Here is a 21,778-nt window from a genome sequence, read left to right as displayed (position 1 = left end):
TACCGGTGCCGAGCCGCCCCTCGAGGAGGGACAGGCCCGTGACCTCGGCGGGTGCGGTGAGCGTCACACCGGGAGCAACTCCCGCAGCCTGGCGGCGATCACCGCCACCTCGGTCTCGGTCCCGGACGCCACCGCGACGACCAGCCGGTACGCGGCCTCCTGGTCGGCGGCCGCGGGATCGACCCCGTTCACGGCGAGGAAGGTCGCGGCGGCGAGCCAGGCGGTGCGCTTGTTCCCGTCGACGAGGGGATGGTTCACCGCGATCCCGTGCAGCAGCGCGGCGGCCTGTTCGTACGGGTCCTCGTAGGCCGGGGTGCCGTACATCCGCGCCCGCGGCCGGTGCACCGCCGACTCCAGCAGCCCGGGCGCACGCAGCTCCACGGACTGGTCCCGGGCCAGGCAGGCGTGCCGGGCGACGTCGAGGACCTCGGCGAGGGTCAGGTGCCGGACCTGGCCGGCGGCGCTCACTCCCCGAGCCGCTTCAGCAGCCCGGCGTGCCGCCGCGCCAGCCGCGCGGCCTGCGCCCCGACGCGCTCACGCTCCCGCCGCAGGTGCTCGCGTACCGCTTCCCGCGCGAGCGCCTCGGCGGTGGAGCCGGTGGCGTCGGCGAGGTCGGCCAGCTCGGTGTGCTCGGCGGGGGACATCCGCAGGGTCAGCTCGTTCACGGTCATCCGCGGAGCCTAGCCAGCGGTGCGGGCGGGCTCACGCCGTTTTCGGGGGCGTGCGGGGCGTGCGGGGCGTGCGGGCGGCCTCGTCCTCCGCGTCAGCGTCCGCATCCGCATCCGCCTCGGCCGGCGGCGGGTCGAGGCGGGTCGCCACCCATGCCCCCACCAGCGCCACGCACGCCATCGGCAGGAACACCACCAGGAACGCGGCCGGGTGCGAGGCGGACCCGTCCGCCGCGGCGGCCACGTGCCCCGTGCCCACCGCTCCCCCGCCCAGCGCGGCGAACGCCGCACCCCCGGCCGCGAGCAGCACCACATTGGCCAGCGCGTCCGAGATCTGGAGCGCGGCCGAGTTGGCGCCCGCCTCCTCCGGCGCGGACAGCTTCAGCAGCAGCACACTGGTCGAGCCGATCACCAGGCCCATCCCGAGCGAGCCCACGGCCCAGGCGAGGGCCAGCGTCCACACCGGCACCGCCTCGATCAGCACCGCCGGGGCCGCGGCGATGGCCAGGGCCACCATCACCATCCCGGAGACCATCAGCCGCTCCCGGTAGGGCGCCGTCCGCCCCTGCGACTGCACCCAGGAACCGGCCGCCCACGTCACCCCGCCGAGCGCGAGCGAGAAGCCGGCCCAGGTCGGGCTCAGACCGCGCTGGGTGACCAGCATCAGCGGCACGAAGCTCTCGGCCCCGATGAACGCCCCCGCCGCCACCCCGCGCAGCAGCACCACCGACGGCAGCCCGCGCCGCGCCCGGTAGGTGCCGCGCGGCAGCAGCCCCAGCACCGCCGGCACCAGCAGGGCCGCGCCGACGACGCCGGGCAGCAGCGACAGCCACCGCAGGTCCTGGGCGGCGTACTGGAGCAGCCCGGCGCCCAGCGAGATCCCGAGGGCCAGCCGGATACGCCGCCGGTCGAACGCGACGGGCGCCCCGGGGTCCACGGGGCCGGAGGCGGTACGCCGGATCGCGGGCAGCGCCACCAGCAGCGGTACGACGACCAGCGCGGGGATCCCGAGGAACACCCACCGCCAGCCCAGGTGCTCGGTGACCGTACCCGCGGCCAGCGGACCGACGATCGACGGCACCACCCAGCTCGCGGCGAAGGCGGCCATGATGGCGGGCCGCAGCCGCTCCTCGTAGGCCCGGCTGATCACCACGTACAGGGCGACGATCACCAGCCCGCCGCCGAACCCCTGCACGGCCCGCCCCACGACGAACACGCCCATCAGCTGCGCGGTCCCGGAGCACACCAGCCCGGCGGCGAAGGCCCCGATCCCCACCGTCAGCGGCCGCAACGGGCCCTGCCGGTCGGCCCACTGGCCGGACAGGACCATGGCGAAGAGGCTGGTGGTGAAGTAGGCGGAGAACCCGAAGGCGTAGAGCCCGATCCCCTCCAGCTCCCGCGCGGCGACGGGCATGGCCGTCCCGACGGCGGTGGCCTCGAAGGCGATCAGGAAGATCACGGAGATGATCCCGACGCTGAGCGTCCGGTACGCCGGCCCCAGAATGCCGCCCTGCGGCGGCGGGGCGGCGTCGGCGGCCTCGGATATCCCGGGTTCAAGGGCACTCATCGCCCCAGAGTAAGGCCCACAGCCCACCCACGCCCCTGTCATTTGGACCGATCCCACCTCAGCCGCCGGACCTAGTCCCCCGCGCGCCGCGCCCGCCGCCTGTGAACGCGGCATGGCAGTCACATTGCAGCCCCCACACCCCCCTTCCCGACCCCACCGGCACCCCGTACGTTCGTACTCGCACCCCACACCCAGCCGTGTGCCCGAGTGGTTGAGGGACTCGCCTGCAAAGCGAGTTACGCCGGTTCGATTCCGGTCACGGCTTCCCCGACGCCGCAGGCCGTCCGTCAGCGAAAGCCCGGACGGCCTTCGGCATGTCCGGGGCCGCCCGTCGCCTACGGGGCGTCCACGTACCGCTCGAGGTCCTTGAACTGCGCGGGCAGGCCACCGTCGTCCCGGCAGCCCAGCTCGGCGGCGACAGACCGTGCGGCGGAGTGGACAAGGGCGAGGTAGTCATCTGCTCTGCTGGGATCCTTGCGGTTCTCACCGGCCGACCTGCCGTCGAACCGGGCGGTGATCCTCACGGGAACGTCAGCCGTGGACCCGACCCGGGAGCTGACGCAGTCGAACACGACCGAGTGGTCCGTGATCCCGCGGTCAACGCGCACGCCAGTCCCCTCCGCGCCCACTAGGTCAGCCGGTCCCGCGTGCTTGCTGCGGGCGATGAAGGTCATGCTCGCCTTCGGGATCCGCCCGCCCCTCTCCTTCTGCACTCCCTTGATCCTGCAGGTCCCATTCGACATGTTCTCGATATCGATCCCCGCCCGGTAGGCGTTCTCCACAGCCTGCGCGATGTCCGCAGCACCGCGATCGTCCTCGGGCTTGCGGATGACGAATGCCGTTCCATCCATGATCCTTTCCAAGGCTCGGCCGGCCTCCGGAGAGAAGAGGGTCCCCCCACAGACCTGCGCGGTGGAGACCGTCCTCGGCTCCACCCCCTCCGGTTCCGGCTCGTGCTCCCTCGGCAAAGCGACACAGGCGGCCGTAACCAGGCTCAGCCCCATGACTCCCACGACCGGGCGTATGAGCCTCACGACGTCTCTTCCGTCTCTGCCTCATGTCCTTGCTGACCGGCCCGCGAATTGCCCTTCGCGTACCCGATCACCATCGCGTCGTGGAGGTTGTTGCCGAGCACGCTCGTGTCGCTGATCGCGTGCCGCGCCTGGAACTGCTTGAGCGGCGTCTCCGCGCTGCGTTCCCCAGCCTGGTACAGCGCCTTCGTAGTGGCGTGCGTGGCCTCGTCGAGTTCTCCCTTCTTCTTCTCAACTGCTTTGTCCGACCACTCGGTGATCGCGGAAGAGGCCGCTTGTTCCACCGCACCGCTACCCACGTCGATGGCGATCGGCACGGCTACCGCAGCCACTCCGGCACCGGCGACCGTCGCCGGCAGGAGCGCGACAGCGCCGCCGATGGCCGCCGAAGTGCCGAATTCGATCCACGCACTGCGTTCCTCGATTGCCTTCTCGAACGCCTCGTGCTTGTTTGCCGTCTCCGCGCCGAGCTGCCCGGCGCGAGAGTCGTCGAGCATCCCCTGGACCTCTGCCGTGACCCGGATCGTGGATCGGGCGCGCCCTTCGTCGATCTGACCGTCGTGAAATCCCTGCGACTCCAGGACGGTGGCACCGTAAACGCGTTCCGCGGTGGTCACGGTGGCGTACGAATCGGGGTGCTGCCCGAGAGCGCTGAGCAGGTCGCGCGCCGTCTCCCGGTCCAGCTCCACATGTCCGTCCCGCGCGTTCTTGGGAGGGGCGAACACACCGTCCTCGTCGCCTTCGCTGAGGGCCCAGTTGACGTCGTCGATGTATCCGGCCGTCATCCGGCCCAGGCTGTCCGCGAGGGCCTCGTGGTGTTTGAGCAGCCCTGCGTCACGCCCGTACTTCGCGACTACCGCCTCCATGACCTCGGCCGTGCCCTCGGTCCGTTTCAGCTCCGGCGCCCTATCGTCCCAGGCATGGCCGAGGGTCGCGGCTTCCAGTGCGTGCCCGAGGGCATCGGGCATGTACTGCTTCGCTGCGGCCACGCCCTTCGCGTCCAGGTCATTGGAGTCGGTCGGGCTCGCGTACTTCTCGTGGGCGAAGTAGTCCAGGTAGTTCGTGACGTCGTTGCCGAGCTGCGGCACTCCCGCCTTGACCGTGCCGTCCTGGTTGTATGCGACCAGATCCGAACCGTCGCGCTTGAAGAACTCCGTCGCGGCCTCCGGGCTGTGCCCGAGTGCCTCCAGGAAGCTGTTCACAGGGTCGAAGCCAGCGCCGCTCCCGCCGGAGGGATTGAACTGGGTTTGTGTCCAGCCGTTGATCGGCTTGTTCTGGAAGAAGAAGTTCTTGTCCTGCTCCTGAACTTGGATGGCATGGTCCGCGATGGGCACCAAGAAGCGCGGGTCGTAGTTTCCGTAGCGCATGATGCCGCCGAGCAGTTGGTATCCGAAGGGCGGATTGCCGTCGTACTTCGAGAGCGCGATCCGCTCCGTTCCCAGGCGCCGCAGGTCCTGGGCGAACCGGTCCGGCAGGTGCTGCGGATTGTCCGGGTCGGTGGCGGTGGCGAGGTTGAGTCCCAGGTTCTTCTGGAGGTCCTGGATGTCCTTCAGACGCTGCTCGTCGAAGTCGCGGGCGCCTGTGTCGGTGGTGAGCTGCCCGAAGAACTGGAGTGCGCCCTTGGGGCCGAGGTTGCCGTAGAAGGCGGTAGAGAACTCCGGCAGCTTGGCGTTGTCGGCCAGCAGTTCGTTGAGTTCCGTGAGTTCGGCGTGGGAGAGGTCCCGGCCCTTCCGCGCGAGGTCGGTCGCCCGTCCGGCCTGTTCGGCGGTGAGGCCGGCGTATTTCGGGGCGCTGAAGTTGTGGTCCTCGGCGACGTTCGCGTTCAGCAGCCGGGCCAGCGACTGGTCGACGTCGTCGCAGGCGTCGACGGCGGCGTCGATCTTGGCCTGCCACAGCGGCCGGTTGACGCGGAGGGACTCCTGGTAGTCGGGGTCGTGGCGGGCCGCGTACCGGTCCGCTTCGGTGGTCAGGGGTAACGCCTCGACCTTCCCCTTCGCGTCGACCCGGAAGCCCGCGGCCGGGGCCTCCTCCTCGGCGAGCTTCCTCAGCCGGTCGCGGGAGGCCTTGAAGGTGTCGCGGGCCTGGGTGAGGGCTTGGTGGATGCCCTTGGCCGCTTTGGCGGCGTCCTCGAACTCCTTGGCCGTCTTGTCCACGAACGGCCGTGCCACCCCTGCGGTGACCCCGCTCCATTCGGCCTTGTCCGACTTGGCCTTCATGCCGTTGCGGGCGGCCTCGGCCAGTTCCTCCAGCTTGGTGACCACGGCCCGCCAGTCGCGGACGGCGGTGGAGAGCTTGTCCACCGGGGCGTTCAGCACGTTCTCGTACGTCAGCACGGGCGCCTACTTGAGGTATTCGGCGAGCTTGGAGGTCGTGAACTCGGCGTACAGCCGCTGCTCTTCCCTGGCGTGCGAGGTGAGCGAGTAGTTCAGCCCGTTGGAGATCTGCGCGCAGGCGGCGACCAGCGTCTTGACCTGGCTCTCCCAGCGGGAGTTCGCCTTGGCGAGCGCGGCGCCGCTGACGAAGCCGGCCTTCGAGAGGGCGCCGGCCGCCTCGGCGGAGGCGGTGGCGGCGTGCTTGCCGTCGGTCTGGAGGCGGGAGTGCAGCTTGTACGCCTCGCTGCCGATGGCGCCGATGTGGTCCTGGTTGAGCGCGAGGTCGGCGCCGCCGTCGGGGGCCGCCGGGGGCGGGGCCTGGTTGAGCCGCATGGAGGCGTTGGCGGCGGCCGTGGCGCGTGCGGCGGACCATTCCTCTTCGAAGGACACCCGGTGCGCTCCACTCCCGTGCGGGCCGGGTCAGGTCAGTTCAGCGCCTGGTCCGGCGTACGAAGACTGCGGCGACGGCCCCGCCGATGAGGACGCAGGCCCCCAGCCCGAGGGCGATCCAGGGCAGGCCGTCGCCGTCGCCCTTGTCTACCGCAGCCGCGGCCTCCGGCGCAGGGGATGGCGTGATCTTTCCCCCGGGGGAGGGAGCGTTGGCCGGTGCGGATGCCGATGCCGATGCCGATGCGGATGCGGCGGCGGCGGCGAGATCGGGGAGCGGGAACACGTCCGCCGGGCCGGGGTCCCCGGGGGTGGGGAGGGCGACGCGGGGGCGGACGACGCCGTAGCCGATGTAGTCGTTGCGCTCGGCGCCGTCGACGGGCTTGCCGGCGGTGTTCAGGAGTACGCGGAGGATCTGGTTGTTGGTCCAGGTGGGGTGGGCGGACCAGAGGAGGGCGGCGGAGGCCGAGGCTAGGGCGGTGGCGTCACTGGTGCCGTGGCTGGTGCAGAGGCCTGTTTCACGCTTACAGGCGGCCACGATTTCAGTGCCTGGGGCTGACAGATCTACCTGCGGACCATGCTGGGACTCCTTCGTAGCCACCCCATCGCGGTCTACGGCTCCGACGCCGACCACTCCCGGCGTGGCCGCGGGGTAAAGGACCTCATTCGTTGAGCCCCCATCATTGCCGACACCCGCGAAGATCAGCTTCCCCTTCGAAAGGGCATACTTCACAGCATCCGCCCGCTCCGGATCGTCCTTCTCAGTAGCCATCGAGATGCTGATGACTCGAGCGTCCGAGTCGGCCGCGAACCGGATCGCCGCCGTCCACGAAGGCCTGGTCTTGTTGAACTCGTGCGGTACCCGGATCGGCAGGATCTTCACAGCGGGCGCCAGGCCATACGCCCCGTCTCCCCTCGGATGCCGCCCAGAACCGGCGATCAGCGCCGCCATCGAGGTGCCGTGGCCGTCATAGTCGTTTCGCTCGTCGCCCTTATAGCTTTTTACCCCTGCCGCATAATCCTTTCCGGGCAGAACCTGCCCTTCCAGTTCAGGAACCCGCGCAACACCGGAGTCAATCACCGCGACGGTGATGCCCTTGCCGGTACTGATCTTCCAAATGTCGTCGGCTTTCATGGCATCGAGATGCCACTGCTGCTCTCGAATGGTCTCTGCATGCGCTGGGGTCGCAGCGACCCCAGCCACCAGCAGGCCGACCAGGACCGAGGTCGGCTTTCGCGTGCGCATCTAGTACAACGTCCGATCGCTCAGTCGATCACCGGCGGAACAACACGACGGTTACCCAGCCAAGTCTCTTCTTCCTCAGCCAAGTAGCCGGGGCGGCCGCCCCCCTGGTCTCCACGCCGCCTGCTCGGCGCCTGGGATGCAGCGCCGCTATGGCCCACCACGCCGGCACTCGCCCCATTACGCCCGAGCCCTGAGCCGCCCTGCGTGAACGAATGACCACCGGCAGGCACCGGGCGGCCTCCTACAATCCCGCCCGGCTCCGTGGCCAGCCTCCGACCGGATGCCTGAGCGCCAGGGACGGTATGCGAGCCGCCAAGGCCACCACCCATCACACTGGGCATTGCACGACCACCGGCTTGGGAACCTTCTTCGCCGATGACCATGCCTCGAGAGAGGCCCGCGCTGGGACCCGCAGTAGGGATCGGTCGGCCACCCACGATCCCTGGATCGGGCGGCGAGGGAAGCTGACCACCACCGACTTTGCCGCCAATGCCAACAGGAGGGCGCGTGATCGGCGTCGACCCACCCGCGGGGGGAAGCATCACCGGCGGGAGGGGTCCACTCGTAGGAGTCCAGCCGCTACCAGGCGTACTAGGTCCCGTCCCACCGGGCAGCCCAGGGAGCACCGGCTGGGCCTTGTCTGGAAGCGTCGCAACATGGTCCAGGTCTACGTCCACATAACGGTCAGGGAATCCGGCGGACGAAGTCGTTGGCCTTGCCACTGGTGGCAGCCCGCTTTCGGACGAAGGATGACGCCCCGTTGACCAACCAGCTTCGCTGGTGCTGCCCGGGGTCGGCGGGACCGGCGAGTACCCGCTCGGATCCGAGCCACCAGCAGATGCACCAGTCGGCCGGACGCGGGCCATGTCCTCGTGAACCCGGGGCGGGTTGAAATCCCCCGGCGGTGGCGGAAACGTAGGGGGTTCCGCCTTGTTCATCTGGGCCGTCGACGCCTCGTACGACTGCGCCAGCTTCGTCAGCTGCTGTACCGCCTGCGCGTGGTCCGTGGTCAGCTTCGTGTGGGCCGTGCGGGCCAGTTGCTGGGCGTCCGGGTCGTGGTGGTGCTTGCGGGCCGCCTCCAGGTTCTCCGCCGCCGACGCGTCGTACTTCGGGGTGTTGGCCTTGACCTCCACCATCGTCTGGGCGGCCTCGGTCATCCACTTGCCGCCCGCCTCGCCGTACGCGCCCAGCTTCAGCGTCGCGCTGCCCGCTCGGCTCACCCAGTCCTGGAAGGCGTGCGCGGCCTCGCCCTCCCAGCCCGTGACCCGGTGCCGTTTGAGGCTTTCGCCGATCTCCTTGATGGCGGCGGCCGCCTCCGACAGCTGCGTGCCGCGCGCCTTGACCGTCTCCGGGTCGAGGGAGGCGATCATCCCGAGCAGCTGTTCGTGCGTGTAGCCCTCGAAGTCCGTCGTCGCCATCAGATCGTGCCCTTGCCCGGAACCCGGGTGGCTTCGTTTTCCTGCCGCGCCAGCGGGTCGCGGTCCCGGACGTAGGCTTCCTTCGAGCTCTTGATGAGGGCCCGCATGCGGGCCTGCGTCTCCTCGTCCACGCCGCCGTAGCCCTTGCCCGCCGTCAGGACGGCGATGCCCAGTGCCTCGATCTGGCCCGCGAGGCCCTGGGACAGCTTCTGCAGTTCGGCGTGGACCGTCGTGTACGCCTTGAACAGCGCGTCCGCCTCCGCGAAGCCCTTGCCCAGGGTACCCGCCGGGAGGGTGCCGTGGGCGAGTCTGCCGGCGTCGGCCTCGGAGCCGTCGAGGGTCTTCAGCAGCGCGTCCACGCGGTTCTTGTACGCGGTCATCGACTCGTACTCGACCTCGAGCGCCTTCGCCTGGGCCCTCACCGCGTCCGCCACGCTCCCGGCGACGTTCACCCCCAGCAGACCCGGACCGTTGTCCACCGCCACGATGCCCTCCCCCGTTGACCGTCCCCGTCCCCGTCCGCACACGCTCGCGTCACTCTAACGACCGGCGCCGAAAGGGCCCAAGCCGTCAGGAGTTGGGCACACCCGGCACACCCGGCACCCCGGGCGTTCCCGCCACCACGGCCGCGGACGGCCGGATCGGGATCCTGTTCACGGGACGGCCCGTCGCCGCGCGGACCGCGGAGGCCACCGCCGCCGGGGTGGTCACCACCGGGACGGCGCTCGCGGCCTTCGCGCCGAACGGGGCCACCACGTCCCGCTCCTCGACCAGCCGGACGATGCGGACCGCCGGGGCGTCCAGGGACGTCGGAAGGGCGTAGCCGGTCAGGTCGGGGTGGCGTACCAGGCCCGCGACCGAGCGGAGGTTCTCGGTCAGTGCCGCGCCGACGCCCTGGGTGACGCCCGCTTCGATACGGGCCTCCAGCTGGCGGGGGTTGAGGACGCGGCCGACGTCTTGGGCCACGGCCAGTTCCACGACCCGCACCGAGCCGAGCTCGATGTCCACGTCGACCACCGCGCGGATGGCGCAGAAGGCGAGGCCGACGAAGGCGTCGCCCTGCCCGTCCGCGTCCAGCGGTTCGGTCGGGTGGGGGCGGCACTGGGCCGTTGCCCAGAGCTCCTTGCCCTGTATGGCCTCCGCGACCGTCATGGAGAAGGCGCCGTCGTACGACGTGATCCGGCCGTCCGCGATCTGCAGCAGCTCGATGGACATGCCGAGCTTGTGGGCCATGGGCTGGAGGAGCTGCGTGCGGACCATCTTGGCGGCCCGCTCGACGGCTCCGCCCGAAACCCAGGTGTGGCGGCCGTGGGCGGAGGGGCCTGCCGGCGGTTGGTCGGTGTCGACGGGGGCCGTCGACACCTCGTCGATGCCCAGGACTTCCTGGACGATCTGGCGGGCGAGGGTGGCGAAGCCCTGGCCGGTGTCGACGGCCGCGCAGATGACCGTGGCCGTGCCGTTCACGACCTTCACCGTCGCGGTGGAGACCTCGTCCGCGCCCTCGGCGCCGAGCATGTGGACCATGCCCACGCCGTAGCCGACGCCGCGCCGCACCGCGCCCGGTTCGCCCGCGCCCTCGGGGCCGCCGGGCAGCAGCCACTCCTCCTCCGGGGTGTCCTTGGGGAGGGCGGGCAGCGGGTAGTCGCGGACCGCGCGCAGCAGTTCGGCCACGGGGGCCGGGCAGGTGACGGTCTGGCCGGTGGGGAGCAGGTCGCCGGTGGCCAGGACGTTGCGCATGCGCAGTTCCGCGCCGTCGATGCCGAGGGCGGCGGCGAGTTTGTCCATCTGGCCCTCGTAGGCGGCGCAGACCTGCATGGCGCCCTCGCCCCGGACGTGGCCGGAGGGCGGGTTGTTCGTACGGACGGCCCAGCCCTCGACGAAGGCGTGCGGGACGACGTACGGGCCGCAGGCGAAGGCCACGGCCGCCGCGAGGGACTCGGCGGAGGCGTCGGCGTAGGCGCCGGCGTCCATCAGGATCTGGGCCTCGACCTTGACCAGCCGGCCTTCGGCGTCGGCGTGGTGGCGGTAGCGCAGCAGGGTCGGGTGGCGGTGGGCGTGGCCGAGGAAGGACTCCTCGCGGGTGGCGGCCAGCTTCACGGGGCAGCCCGTGCGCAGGGCCAGCAGGCCGAGCGGGAGCTGGAAGGCGGCGTCCTCGCGGTCGGCGGTGGCGCCGGGGACGCCGGTGACGACGACCCGTACGCGGTCCGGTTCCAGGCCGAAGCAGGCGGCGGCGAGGTCGCGGTCGGTGTGCGGGTCGGTGGAGGCGGTGTAGAGCTCCACGCCGCCGTCGGGCCGGGGCACGGCGAGGCCGGCTTCGGCGCCGATGGGCGCGGGGTCCTGGCGGCCGATCCGGTAGAGGCCCTCGACGACCACCTCGCCCGTCGCCTCCGGGTCGCCGTAGCGGAGCGGGATGTGCCGGATCAGGTTGCCGTCGGGGTGCAGCGGGGGCGCGCCGAAGGACTGCTCGGGGTCGGTGACGGCGTCCAGGAGCTCGTACTCGACCGTGATGGCGGCGGCGGCGAGGCGTGCCGTGTCGGGGTGGTCGGCGGCCACGGCGGCGATGGCCTCGCCGTGGTGGCGTACGACGTCGTGGGCGAAGACCGGCCGGTCGGCGATGCGCCGGCCGTGGGTGGTCGCGCCGGGGACGTCGGCGTGGGTGATGACGGCGCGCACGCCGGGCATTTCGGCGGCGGCCGAGGTGTCGATGGAGCGGATGCGGGCGTGGGCGTGCGGGGAGCGCAGTACGGCGGCCCACAGCAGGCCTTCGGCCCACAGGTCGGCGGCGTAGGGGAAGGTGCCCTCGGCCTTGGCGCGGGTGTCGGCGGGGGGGACGGAGACGCCGATTCCGCGCAGGGGGCGCGGCTGTTCGGTGTCGCCGTCGGTGCCGAGGCTCACCGTCGCCATGGTGGTGGTCGTGGTGGTGCCGGCCGTCGCCGTGGCCGCGTCCTGGCCGCTCACGCCATGCCTCCGTTGTGCTGGTCCCCGCCGAGTCCGGTCGGGCCGTTGGGTCCGGTCGGGCCGGTCGTCTGGCCGTCGAAGCCGGTCGGGCCGCCCTGGCCGTCGAAGCCGGTCGTCTGGCCGTCGAAGCCGGGCTGGCCGTCGAAGCCGGTCGGGCCGCCCTGGCCGTCGAAGCCGGGCTGGCCGTCGTAGCCGCCCTGGCCGTCGTAGCCGCCGGTCGCGTCGTAGCCGTCCTGGCTGTCGAACACGCCGGAGCCCGGGTTCGCGCCGAAGGGGTCGAAGCCGTCCGTGGTGTGCGCCGCCGGGTGGATCCCGCCCTCGCCGGGCTGGGCCTGGTGCGGGATGAGCGCGTCGGACTGCGCCGCGTTCGCCTCGCGCTCGGCGACGACCTCGCGGACCGCCTCGATGACGCCCTTGTAGCCCGAGCAGCGGCAGAGGTTGCCGCACAGCGCCTGGCGGGTCTCCAGGTCGCTGGGGGCGTGGTTGCCCTCCAGCAGGTCATGGATGGTCATGGCCATGCCGGGCACGCAGAACCCGCACTGCACCCCGCCCGACCTGCACAACGCCTGCTGCACGTCGGAGAGTTCCCCGCCGCTCGCGAGGCCCTCGACGGTCCGCACCTCGCTGCCGGCCGTCGTCGCCGCCGGGACCAGGCAGGAGGCGACGAGCCGCCCGTCGACCTGGACCGCGCAGGCCCCGCACTCGCCCTGCGAGCAGCCGTCCTTGGCGCCGGCCAGGCCGAGGCGCTCGCGCAGCACGTACAGGAGGGACTCGCCGATCCACGCCCCGGTGACGGGCCGGTCGGCGCCGTTGACGCGCAGGACGTAGGAAGCCGCCGGATGCTCGTGATGGGCGACGGCGGGGGCGCCCTCTTGTTCGTACGCGTTCTCCCGCACCGGGAAACTTCCGGTGTCGCCCTCGCCCGGAGGTGTCACACCGCTGTCGGCACCGCCGTCACCCGGCACGGGCGCGGCTTCCGCTGCGGCCGGAGCCGCCGCCGGGGCCTGCGCGAAGCCGTGTCCGGTGCCCTCGGCGCCCTCGGCGCCGCCGTCCCCGGCCGGACGCGGCCGCTCGCCCTCGACCGGCATCTCCGCCGGGCCGTGGGAGGCCTCGATGTCCGGGGCGGCGGCGGGCACGGCCTCGGGCTCCGGCCCGGCCGCCTGGAGGTAGCCGTCGGGCAGCGGGGTGCCCACACCGGGGCCGCCCAGCACCCTCGGACCGCGCCCGGGTGAGCCGGGCCCCGCGGGCGCACCCGCGGCCCCGCCCGGGAGCACGCCGGAGCTCAGCGGCACGCCGGGGCCCGCCTCGGCCGCCTCGGGCGGGGCCCAGGGGGCGGAGGCGCCGCCGGGCAGCGTCGCGGGCGCGGCCGGGGCCCAGCCGCCGTCCAGGGCGGGGTCGCCCGCACCGCCGGGCAGCGTCCACTGCCCGGTGGCAACCGGGTCCTCGGAGCGGTGTACCGCCTCGGGGAAGTGCCACTCGGCGGTCGAGCCGGAATCCTGGTCGGCGTGCGGCTCGGCGTACGGGTCCGCGTACGGGTCGGCATGCGCAGCCCCGCCCGGCGACTCCACGCGCAGCCCCCCGCCGAGCGTGCCGTGCGGCCCGCCCTGCTGGTCGGCGTGCGCAGCACCCGGCGCCCCGCCCGGCGACTCCGCGTACGGGGCACCGCCCTGCGGTTCCGCCTCGGGCTCCCCCGCCGGCCCGGCCGACGCGAAGGCGGCGGCCACCGATGCCGGGAGCGGGATCGACGCCGGGATCGGCGCCCGGGCGGGCGCCTGCGGGCCGGGGCCGGCGCCCGCGCCGGGGCCCGTCCCCGAGCCCGCGTCCGGCCAGTGCACCGGCATCGTCCAGGTTCCGGTGGCGGAGGGGTCCGCACTGCCCGACCCGAGCGGCAGGATCATCGGCGGCGGCACGAAGCCGTGGCCGGGCGCCGCCAGCGGTTCCCCGCTGTCGAGCGCGTCCAGCATTTCCTGCGGCAGCTGCACGAAGGCCGTGGCCTCGTTGTCGTACTCGCCGCCCTGTGGCACCGGCTCCCAGCCCCAGCCGTTCCCGGCCCCGGCAGCGTTCCCCGTCGTTCCGCTCACGTTCTCGTTCTCGCTCATGAGGTCAGCGCCCTCCCCAGGGCCCTGCGCGCCAGCACGGCCACCGTCCGCCGCAGATGGAGTACTCCGGAGGACGTCTGTTCCCCCTGGTCGGGCACACATGCGGCCGCGACGTACTCGCCGAAGGCCTCCAGCGCCTCGGGGGCCAGGCCGCGTTCCCCGTCCCAGTCGATCAGCGAGGCCACCCACTGCTCGGCCTCCAGCGGCCGCAGCGGCATCGGGGCCACCGCGCCGATCGCGCACCGCACGCCCCGGCGCGCGGGGTCCAGGACGAGCCCCACGGACGCCAGCGCGCGCCCCGGTCCCGTGCGGCCCGTGGCCTTCAGGAACACCTGCGGGGCGTGCAGCAGCGGCACGCGCACGAAGCCGATCAGCTCGCCCGGCCGCAGCATGTCGCGCCCGGCCAGCAGGTGGGAGACGGGGATCTCGCGCTGCGAGCAGCCGGAGTCACCGAGGCTGCCGGGTCCGACGATCACCAGCTCCGCCTCCAGCGCGGCCAGCACCGGCAGGGCGTCACCGGTCGGCGCGGCCGAGGCGATGTTGCCGCCGAGGGTGCCGGCGTTGCGGATCTGCGGGGGGCCCGCGGCGCGGGCGGCGGCGGCCAGCGCCGGGATGAGGGCGGCGAAATCCGGCCGTCCCATCCGGGCGTGGGTGAGCCCGGCGCCGAGGAGCGCGTGCCCGTCCTGGTACTGCCAGCCGCGGATCTCGTTGATCCGGCCGAGGCCGACCAGGGCGGCGGGGCGCAGCAGCCCGGCGTTTACGGCGGCCATGAGGTCGGTGCCGCCCGCCACGGGCACGGCCGCGGGCATGGCGGCGAGTGCCGCGACGGCCTCGTCGAGCGAGGCCGGCAGCGTCACGGACTGCGCCCGCTGCGCCTGCGGCTCCTGAGCCGGATGCGGTGCGTGCGGCCCCTGAGCCGAATGCGGTGTGTGCGGTGCGTGCGTGGTCAACCCGGCTGCCCCTTCCCGATGTCCCGGTCCCGGCGCTCACGCCTGTCCGCCGTACGGTACGTGCTCACCGCCGGGACGTGGCAACTCTGGCACATCTTCGGGGCCGCCCGGCGCGAGGGTCGCCCGTGTACCGGGCGCCGGCCCGCGCCCCGCCGCCGCCCGTACGCAGCCGGGGCGCGGCGTGCGGGCGGGGCCGGGCACCACCCGCACACGATCCGCCCTGACGTCCGCTTTCCCCCGTATACGGCTTGTTTGAGGCAGAGTTCCCGCGGTTCCCGAAGAGTTCCGCTTCCGGACGGCCGGCAGGGGAGCGCCCCCCATGCCCCCGGGTCACACGATCGGGGGCGCGCCTTCGATCGGGCGTCCGGACACTCCGGGCCGCCGCTGCCAGGGCAGCGGTCCGGCCGGTGGCCGGTAGTCGACCCCGAGGGCGTCCAGGCGGGCCAGGTGGGCGGTCGCGCGCGTCTCGAAGCCGGTCCAGTCGCGGGATTCCGGTTCCGGCAGTCGCGACCACACCGTCTCGGCGAAGGCGGCCAGCCGGGGGAACACCTGGTAGTCGACGCGGGCCTGGCTCTCCATCACCTCGGTCCACACGTTGGCCTGGGCGCCCAGCACGTGTGCGGCGGCCTCCGGCGACAGTTCCGGCGGCACGGGCTCGAAGCGGTAGACGTCCTCCAGCGTGCGCACGTACCCGATGGGCACCGGCTCGTCGGGGCCGTGCGCCTGACGGTGGTCCAGGTACACCTGCTGTTCGGGACACATCACCACGTCGTGCCCGGCCTCGGCGGCGGCGATGCCGCCCGCGTAGCCGCGCCAGGAGGACACGGCCGCGCCGTCGGCGAGGCCGCCCTCCAGGATCTCGTCCCAGCCGATGAGGCGCCGGCCGCGGGCCGCGAGCCAGCCGTCGAAGTGCCGGACGAACCAGGCCTGGAGGCCGTCCTCCCCGTCCACGCCCAGTTCGCGGATGCGTGCCTGCGCGGCCGGCGAGGCCCGCCACTGCGCCTTGGGACACTCGTCGCCGCCGATGTGCACGAACGGCGAGACCTCGGCCGGGAAGAGGTCCAGCAGTTCCTCGAAGACCCCTTCGTAGAAGCGCAGTACGTCCTCGGTCGGCGCGAGGACGTTCTCGCTGATGCCCCAGTCCTCCCACACGCCGAGCGTCCGGGTGTCCACGACATCGGTGTTGCCGAGCCAGGGGTAGGCGGCGATCGCGGCCTGGGAGTGCCCGGGGACGTCGATCTCGGGGACGATCCGTACGTGCCGCTCCGCCGCGTACGCGACGATCTCGCGGATGTCGTCCCGGGTGTAGAAGCCGCCGTGCGGGGTCTCGTTCCACAGCGGGGAGGCGCGGTGGCCCCACCGGCTGCGGGCCCGCCAGGAGCCGGTCTCCGTGAGCCGGGGGTGGCGCTCGATCTCGACGCGCCAGCCCTGGTCGTCCGTCAGGTGCAGGTGCAGGACGTTCAGCTTGTGGGCGGTGAGCAGGTCGATGTGGCGCAGCACCCCGTCCTTGGGCGTGAAGTGCCGGGCGACGTCGAGCATCATGCCGCGCCATCCGAAGCGGGGGGCGTCGGTGACCGCCGCGTACGGCAGGCTCCATGCGCGTCCGGGGCGCAGCGGCGCCCGGCGGTACGCGTCGGGGCCGAGGAGCTGACGCAGCGTCTGGGCGCCCCAGAACAGCCCGGCCGCGTCCCCGCCGGTCAGTTCCACTCCGTCGGCGCCGATGCCGAGCCGGTACGCCTCGGGGCCGAGCCCGTGCGCTCCTCCGGCTTCGATCCGCAGCCGTACGTCGCCCCGCGCGCCGGGGGCGGGCGCAGGGAGCGTCCATCCGGTGGCGGCGCCGACCTCCCGGCGCAGCCAGCGCGCGACGCCCTCGGTGCCGGGCCCGGCGCCGAGCACCGGCTCGGGACCGAAGGAGTAGCGGCGCCCCTCGGGGTCGGGAACGGCGTTCTGGGGCAGCGGGATCAGGTCCATGGGTCAGCCTTCCGAGGCAGCCGGCCTGTCGCCCCCGGGGCGGCGGCAGCCGGCCCGGGCGTGCCGCGCGCGACTCCCGTTCCGCGGGGCGACGCTCGTCGCGCCGACCCTAACCCGGCCCGCCCGCACGGCGAAGGCCCCCGGGCGCTCTCGCGCGCACCGGGGGCCTTCGACGGCGGGGGTCAGGACCTTCCTACTTGTCCTTGCCGCCCTTGTCCTTGTCGCCGCCGGCGCCCATGGACTCGTAGATCTCCTTGCACATGGGGCAGACGGGGTACTTCTTCGGGTCGCGGCCCGGGACCCACACCTTGCCGCACAGCGCGACGACGGGGGTGCCGTCGAGCGCGCTCGCCATGATCTTGTCCTTCTGGACGTAGTGGGCGAAGCGCTCGTGGTCGCCGTCGCCGTGGGACACCTGCGGCGTCGGTTCTACGAGGGTCCCCGTACCAGTCCCGCGCTCGGGCTCAAGAGTGCTCATAAATCCAGGGTACTGAACGCCGCCGGTGTCAGTTCAGCGACGGGTCGTCCAGATAGGTGGCGACCATGGCGAGCTCGCTGCGCTGGCGGCGCAGCACCGCCCGCCACAGCCGTTCGGGGTCGGGGTGGGAGACGTCGCCCGGTTCGGAGTCCACGACGTACCAGGCGCCGTGGGCCAGCTCGTCCTCCAGCTGGCCGGGACCCCATCCGGAGTAGCCGGCGAAGATGCGCAGGGCGCCGAGGGCCGCGGCGAGCAGCTCGGGCGGGGTCTCCAGGTCGACGAGGCCGATCGCCCCGTGCACCCGGCGCCAGCCGAGCGGGCCCTCGTCGCCGGGGATGACCGCGACCCCGAGGGCGGAGTCGAGCGCGACGGGCCCGCCCTGGAACACCACTCCCGGGTCGCCGGCCAGCGGGGCCCAGGGGAGCAGGATGTCGCGGACGTCCACGGGGGTGGGCCGGTTGAGGACCACGCCGAGGGAGCCCTGCTCGTCGTGGTCGAGCAGCAGTACCACCGCGCGGTCGAAATTCGGGTCCGCGAGGGCGGGGGTGGCCACGAGCAGCCGCCCTGTGAGGGAGGACACCTCGGTCATGCGCACATGATCTCGCACAATCGCCCCTCGGGGGGAGCGGGCTGCGGTACCGGATCAAGCGCAGCTCAGGGCGCACGGCGGCAGAGAGGAGCGCGTGGCGCCCCGCACGCCGGAACACAACGCTCCGCTACATGGCGGACACCCAGGGTGCTGTGCCGTATTCATGACAGTCCTACGGCCCCGTCACCCATACAAACATGGGGGTGGTGGCCCTTACCCTTACGTCTGGTCCCCTGCCCATCCACTCCGGAACGCGAGATCCATGACCGGCAACGATGTCCTGCTTGTCCACGGCGGAACCCCGCTCGAGGGCGAGATCCGTGTCCGCGGTGCGAAGAACCTCGTGCCGAAGGCCATGGTGGCCGCCCTGCTCGGCAGCGAGCCGAGCCGGCTGCGCAATGTTCCCGACATCCGTGACGTGCGGGTCGTGCGCGGTCTGCTCCAGCTGCACGGTGTGACCGTGCGCCCCGGCGAGGAGCCGGGCGAGCTGATCCTCGACCCGACCTACGTCGAGAGCGCGAACGTCGCCGACATCGACGCGCACGCGGGCTCCTCCCGCATCCCGATCCTCTTCTGCGGCCCCCTGCTGCACCGCCTCGGCCACGCCTTCATCCCGGGCCTGGGCGGCTGCGACATCGGCGGCCGGCCGATCGACTTCCACTTCGACGTGCTCCGCCAGTTCGGCGCGACCATCGAGAAGCGCGAAGGCGGCCAGTACCTGGAGGCGCCGCAGCGCCTGCGCGGATGCAAGATCCGCCTGCCCTACCCCTCGGTCGGCTCGACCGAGCAGGTCCTGCTGACGGCCGTCCTGGCCGAGGGCGTGACCGAGCTCAGCAACGCCGCCGTCGAACCGGAGATCGAGGACCTCATCTGCGTACTGCAGAAGATGGGCGCGATCATCTCCATGGACACCGACCGGACCATCCGGATCACCGGTGTCGACCGCCTCAGCGGTTACAACCACCAGGCGCTCCCGGACCGCCTGGAGGCCGCCTCCTGGGCTTCCGCGGCCCTGGCGACCGGCGGCAACATCTACGTCCGCGGGGCGCAGCAGCGCTCGATGATGACCTTCCTGAACACGTACCGGAAGGTCGGCGGCGCCTTCGAGATCGACGACGAGGGCATCCGCTTCTGGCACCCGGGCGGCCCGCTGAAGGCGATCGCGCTGGAGACGGACGTGCACCCCGGTTTCCAGACCGACTGGCAGCAGCCGCTGGTCGTCGCCCTGACGCAGGCCACGGGCCTGTCGATCGTGCACGAGACGGTGTACGAATCGCGGCTGGGCTTCACCTCCGCGCTCAACCAGATGGGTGCTCACATCCAGCTGTACCGCGAGTGCCTGGGCGGCAGCGCCTGCCGCTTCGGCCAGCGCAACTTCCTGCACTCGGCGGTCGTTTCCGGCCCGACGAAGCTGCAGGGCGCCGACCTCGTCATCCCCGACCTGCGCGGCGGGTTCTCGTACCTGATCGCGGCGCTGGCGGCCGAGGGCACCTCTCGCGTCCACGGCATCGACCTGATCAACCGCGGCTACGAGAACTTCATGGAGAAGCTCGTGGAGCTCGGCGCCAAGGTCGAGCTGCCGAACGGCGACCTGGTCTGACGGACCGGTCCGGACTTCCCCTTCCGGGGCCCCTGCGGGGGCCCCGGAAAGGCCTGAGGGCGGCCACCCCGTACGGGGTGGCCGCCCTCGGCCGTTCTACGTACCACTGCCGTCCCGAGGGCCTGTGCGGCCCTCGGCACAAGGGCGGTACTACTTGCCCTTGGCGGCTTCCTTGAGCTTGGAGCCCGCGGAGACCTTCACGCTGTAGCCGGCCGGGATCTGGATGGGGTCGCCGGTCTGCGGGTTGCGCGCGGTGCGAGCGGCACGGTGGGTGCGCTCGAAGGTCAGGAAGCCGGGGATGGTGACCTTCTCGTCGCCCTTGGCGACGATCTCGCCGACGGTCTCGGCGAGCGCGGCCAGAACGGCGTCGGCGTCCTTGCGGGTCACCTCGGCGCGCTCGGACAGAGCGGCCACCAGCTCACTGCGGTTCATGTTGTACTCCCGTGTTCAACTTGCCTTAGAGGCGTGAGATCGAAGCCGATGCTGCCAGGGCCCTAGGACAGTCCCCGGACCCGGGTCTGAACGTCAGACCCTCTCGCCCGGATACGCATCCTGCCCCCACCAGCGGCGGGAAAGCCAATCCGGCACCCGCCAGGGTCACACGAAAAGCGCCACAGTCACGCCGCGGTGACGCTCCGTCCGCACCAGGGGTTCCGGTGGATGCGGACCGCGGGCCACGCGGGCATCGCCGCAACCCTATGGGCGCCCCGCCGGGCCCGCATCCCGCGACGCGCCGGGATCAGACCGTGTGCCCCGTCACAGCGGGGGCCTGGGCGGCCTTGCGGACGGCGCCCGCGACGGCTCCGGCGACCTTGTCGTTGAAGACGGACGGGATGATGTAGTTCGCGTTCAGCTCGTCCTGGCCGACGACGTCGGCGAGGGCGGACGCGGCGGCCAGCATCATGTCGGTGTTCACGGTGCGCGACTGGGCGTCGAGCAGACCGCGGAAGACGCCCGGGAAGACCAGCACGTTGTTGATCTGGTTCGGGAAGTCCGAGCGGCCGGTGGCCACGACGGCGGCGGTCTGGCGCGCGATGGCCGGGTCCACCTCCGGATCCGGGTTCGCGAGAGCGAACACGATGGCGCCCTCCGCCATGGCGGCGACGTCCTCGCCGGAGAGCACGTTCGGGGCGGAGACGCCGATGAAGACGTCGGCTCCGACCACGGCCTCCTTGAGGGTGCCGGTGTAGCCCTCGGGGTTGGTGTTGTCGGCGATCCAGCGCAGCGGGGAGTCGGCGTCCGCGTCGACGAGGTCGGGGCGGCCGGCGTGCACGACGCCGTGGATGTCGGCGCTGACGGCGTTCTTGACGCCCGCCGCGAGGAGCAGCTTGAGGATGGCCGTACCGGCCGCGCCGGCGCCCGACATGACGACCTTCACATCGCCAACTTCCTTGCCCACGACGCGAAGTGCGTTGGTCAGGGCGGCGAGGACGACGATGGCGGTGCCGTGCTGGTCGTCGTGGAAGACGGGGATGTCGAGGGCCTCGCGCAGGCGGGCCTCGATCTCGAAGCAGCGCGGCGCGGAGATGTCCTCCAGGTTGATGCCGGCGAAGCCCGGGGCCATCGCCTTGACGATGGCGACGATCTCGTCGGCGTCCTGGGTGTCGAGGCAGATCGGCCAGGCGTCGATCCCGGCGAAGCGCTTGAAGAGGGCAGCCTTGCCCTCCATGACGGGCAGCGCGGCCATCGGGCCGATGTTGCCCAGGCCCAGGACGGCGGAGCCGTCGGTCACGACTGCGACGGAGTTGCGCTTGATGGTGAGGCGGCGCGCGTCCTCGGGGTTCTCGGCGATGGCCATGCACACGCGGGCCACGCCCGGGGTGTAGATCATCGAGAGGTCGTCGCGGTTGCGGATGGGGTGCTTGGACGACATCTCGATCTTGCCGCCGAGGTGCATCAGGAAGGTCCGGTCGGAGACCTTGCCGAGGCTGACGCCCTCGATGCCGCGGAGCTTCTCGACGATCTCGTCGGCGTGCGCGGTGGAGGTGGCGGCGATGGTGACGTCGATACGGAGCTTCTCGTGCCCCGAGGCGGTGACGTCGAGGCCGGTGACCGACCCTCCGGAAGACTCCACGGCGGTGGTGAGCTGGGAGACCGCGGTTCCGCTCGCGGGCACTTCCAGGCGGACCGTCATCGAATACGAGACGCTGGGCGCCGTTGCCATGGCCGTGTTTCCTCTTCTGTCCCTGGTTTCGCTGTACCTACAGGGCCCGCGCGTCCCGCCCGGTGGGGGCGGGTGCGGCAGGCCTGTTGTCCGATCGTCCCACCTACCAGCCGGTACAAGGTAACCAGCTACAAATTTCGGAAAGACTCTTCCACCATACGAGATATCCCTGCCGCCCGGAATGGCGGGTCGGCACAAAAACAGGTCCGCGCCCCCCACTGGGTGGAGGGCGCGGACCTGAACTGGACTAAGACACCGACCCGCCATGCTCGCCTCGCGG

At 72.3% G+C, this 21,778-nt stretch carries 18 protein-coding genes and 1 tRNA gene; 2 read left to right on the top strand and 17 right to left on the bottom strand.

The window, feature by feature from the left end:
- Positions 1–63: 63 nt before the first annotated feature.
- The 3 genes from ACZ51S_RS14155 to ACZ51S_RS14145 are packed head-to-tail and all read right to left on the bottom strand — an operon-like array spanning position 64 to position 2,235.
- A complete protein-coding gene (locus tag ACZ51S_RS14155; RefSeq protein ID WP_468477978.1) occupies positions 64–468 on the bottom strand; it encodes a type II toxin-antitoxin system death-on-curing family toxin in 405 nt (134 codons plus the stop codon).
- Complete coding sequence (locus ACZ51S_RS14150) at positions 465–671, bottom strand: hypothetical protein (protein WP_468477979.1); 207 nt, start codon at positions 669–671, stop codon at positions 465–467. The genes ACZ51S_RS14155 and ACZ51S_RS14150 overlap by 4 nt, the downstream gene beginning before the upstream one ends.
- A 31-nt stretch (positions 672–702) precedes the next feature.
- Positions 703–2,235, bottom strand: coding sequence for an MFS transporter (locus ACZ51S_RS14145; RefSeq protein ID WP_468802101.1), 1,533 nt, complete (start codon positions 2,233–2,235; stop codon positions 703–705).
- Positions 2,236–2,428: 193 nt separating this feature from the next.
- On the opposite strand from ACZ51S_RS14145, the gene ACZ51S_RS14140 reads away from it, so the two are divergent.
- Positions 2,429–2,500: transfer RNA gene (locus ACZ51S_RS14140), tRNA-Cys, on the top strand.
- A gap of 70 nt (positions 2,501–2,570) precedes the next feature.
- Here ACZ51S_RS14140 and ACZ51S_RS14135 read toward each other — a convergent pair.
- The 12 genes from ACZ51S_RS14135 to ACZ51S_RS14080 form a co-directional block, all read right to left on the bottom strand.
- Positions 2,571–3,269 carry a hypothetical protein gene (locus ACZ51S_RS14135; protein WP_468802102.1) on the bottom strand — a complete coding sequence of 233 codons (699 nt, stop codon included), beginning with the start codon at positions 3,267–3,269 and terminating at the stop codon, positions 2,571–2,573.
- On the bottom strand, positions 3,266–5,599 hold the full coding sequence (locus ACZ51S_RS14130; RefSeq protein ID WP_468888151.1) for a hypothetical protein: 2,334 nt from the start codon (positions 5,597–5,599) through the stop codon (positions 3,266–3,268). Before ACZ51S_RS14130 ends, ACZ51S_RS14135 begins: the two co-directional genes overlap by 4 nt.
- A 6-nt stretch (positions 5,600–5,605) precedes the next feature.
- Entirely contained in the window at positions 5,606–6,028 is a 423-nt protein-coding gene (locus tag ACZ51S_RS14125) for a hypothetical protein (RefSeq protein WP_468477983.1), read from the bottom strand.
- Between the two features lie 40 nt (positions 6,029–6,068).
- Positions 6,069–7,271 (bottom strand): type VII secretion-associated serine protease mycosin, encoded by a 1,203-nt coding sequence (gene mycP, locus ACZ51S_RS14120; RefSeq protein WP_468960859.1) that lies wholly within the window; start codon positions 7,269–7,271, stop codon positions 6,069–6,071.
- A 20-nt stretch (positions 7,272–7,291) separates the two neighbouring features.
- On the bottom strand, positions 7,292–8,689 hold the full coding sequence (locus ACZ51S_RS14115; protein WP_468960856.1) for a WXG100 family type VII secretion target: 1,398 nt from the start codon (positions 8,687–8,689) through the stop codon (positions 7,292–7,294).
- A complete protein-coding gene (locus ACZ51S_RS14110) occupies positions 8,689–9,174 on the bottom strand; it encodes a DUF2563 family protein (RefSeq protein WP_468802106.1) in 486 nt (161 codons plus the stop codon). The genes ACZ51S_RS14115 and ACZ51S_RS14110 overlap by 1 nt, the downstream gene beginning before the upstream one ends.
- Positions 9,175–9,259: 85 nt before the next feature.
- Complete coding sequence (locus ACZ51S_RS14105) at positions 9,260–11,593, bottom strand: xanthine dehydrogenase family protein molybdopterin-binding subunit (RefSeq protein ID WP_468802139.1); 2,334 nt, start codon at positions 11,591–11,593, stop codon at positions 9,260–9,262.
- 50 nt (positions 11,594–11,643) lie between these two features.
- The gene (locus ACZ51S_RS14100) at positions 11,644–13,746 is read right to left on the bottom strand and encodes a (2Fe-2S)-binding protein (protein WP_468802107.1); all 2,103 of its coding nucleotides are present in this window, start codon (positions 13,744–13,746) and stop codon (positions 11,644–11,646) included.
- The gene (locus tag ACZ51S_RS14095) at positions 13,743–14,603 is read right to left on the bottom strand and encodes an FAD binding domain-containing protein (protein ID WP_468477988.1); all 861 of its coding nucleotides are present in this window, start codon (positions 14,601–14,603) and stop codon (positions 13,743–13,745) included. The genes ACZ51S_RS14100 and ACZ51S_RS14095 overlap by 4 nt, the downstream gene beginning before the upstream one ends.
- A 423-nt stretch (positions 14,604–15,026) precedes the next feature.
- Positions 15,027–16,667 carry a beta-N-acetylhexosaminidase gene (locus tag ACZ51S_RS14090; protein WP_468477989.1) on the bottom strand — a complete coding sequence of 547 codons (1,641 nt, stop codon included), beginning with the start codon at positions 16,665–16,667 and terminating at the stop codon, positions 15,027–15,029.
- Positions 16,668–16,860: 193 nt separating this feature from the next.
- Complete coding sequence (locus ACZ51S_RS14085) at positions 16,861–17,145, bottom strand: DUF3039 domain-containing protein (protein WP_007264396.1); 285 nt, start codon at positions 17,143–17,145, stop codon at positions 16,861–16,863.
- Between the two features lie 28 nt (positions 17,146–17,173).
- Positions 17,174–17,734 (bottom strand): YqgE/AlgH family protein, encoded by a 561-nt coding sequence (locus ACZ51S_RS14080; RefSeq protein ID WP_388940877.1) that lies wholly within the window; start codon positions 17,732–17,734, stop codon positions 17,174–17,176.
- Positions 17,735–17,996: 262 nt separating this feature from the next.
- Here ACZ51S_RS14080 and murA point away from each other — a divergent pair, with 262 nt between their 5' ends.
- Positions 17,997–19,334: a UDP-N-acetylglucosamine 1-carboxyvinyltransferase gene (gene murA, locus ACZ51S_RS14075; RefSeq protein ID WP_388940874.1), complete on the top strand. Its 1,338-nt coding sequence runs from the start codon at positions 17,997–17,999 to the stop codon at positions 19,332–19,334.
- A gap of 150 nt (positions 19,335–19,484) precedes the next feature.
- On the opposite strand, the gene ACZ51S_RS14070 is transcribed toward murA, so the two are convergent.
- Both ACZ51S_RS14070 and ACZ51S_RS14065 read right to left on the bottom strand, forming a co-directional pair.
- Complete coding sequence (locus ACZ51S_RS14070; protein ID WP_007264399.1) at positions 19,485–19,766, bottom strand: HU family DNA-binding protein; 282 nt, start codon at positions 19,764–19,766, stop codon at positions 19,485–19,487.
- Positions 19,767–20,073: 307 nt separating this feature from the next.
- Positions 20,074–21,498 carry an NAD-dependent malic enzyme gene (locus tag ACZ51S_RS14065; protein WP_468888140.1) on the bottom strand — a complete coding sequence of 475 codons (1,425 nt, stop codon included), beginning with the start codon at positions 21,496–21,498 and terminating at the stop codon, positions 20,074–20,076.
- Positions 21,499–21,778 lie beyond the last annotated feature (280 nt).

The organism is Streptomyces sp. NPDC034043, assembly GCF_055575675.1.
The sequence above is the reverse complement of the archived record's forward strand: the minus strand, read 5'-3'. Positions and strand labels throughout refer to the sequence as shown.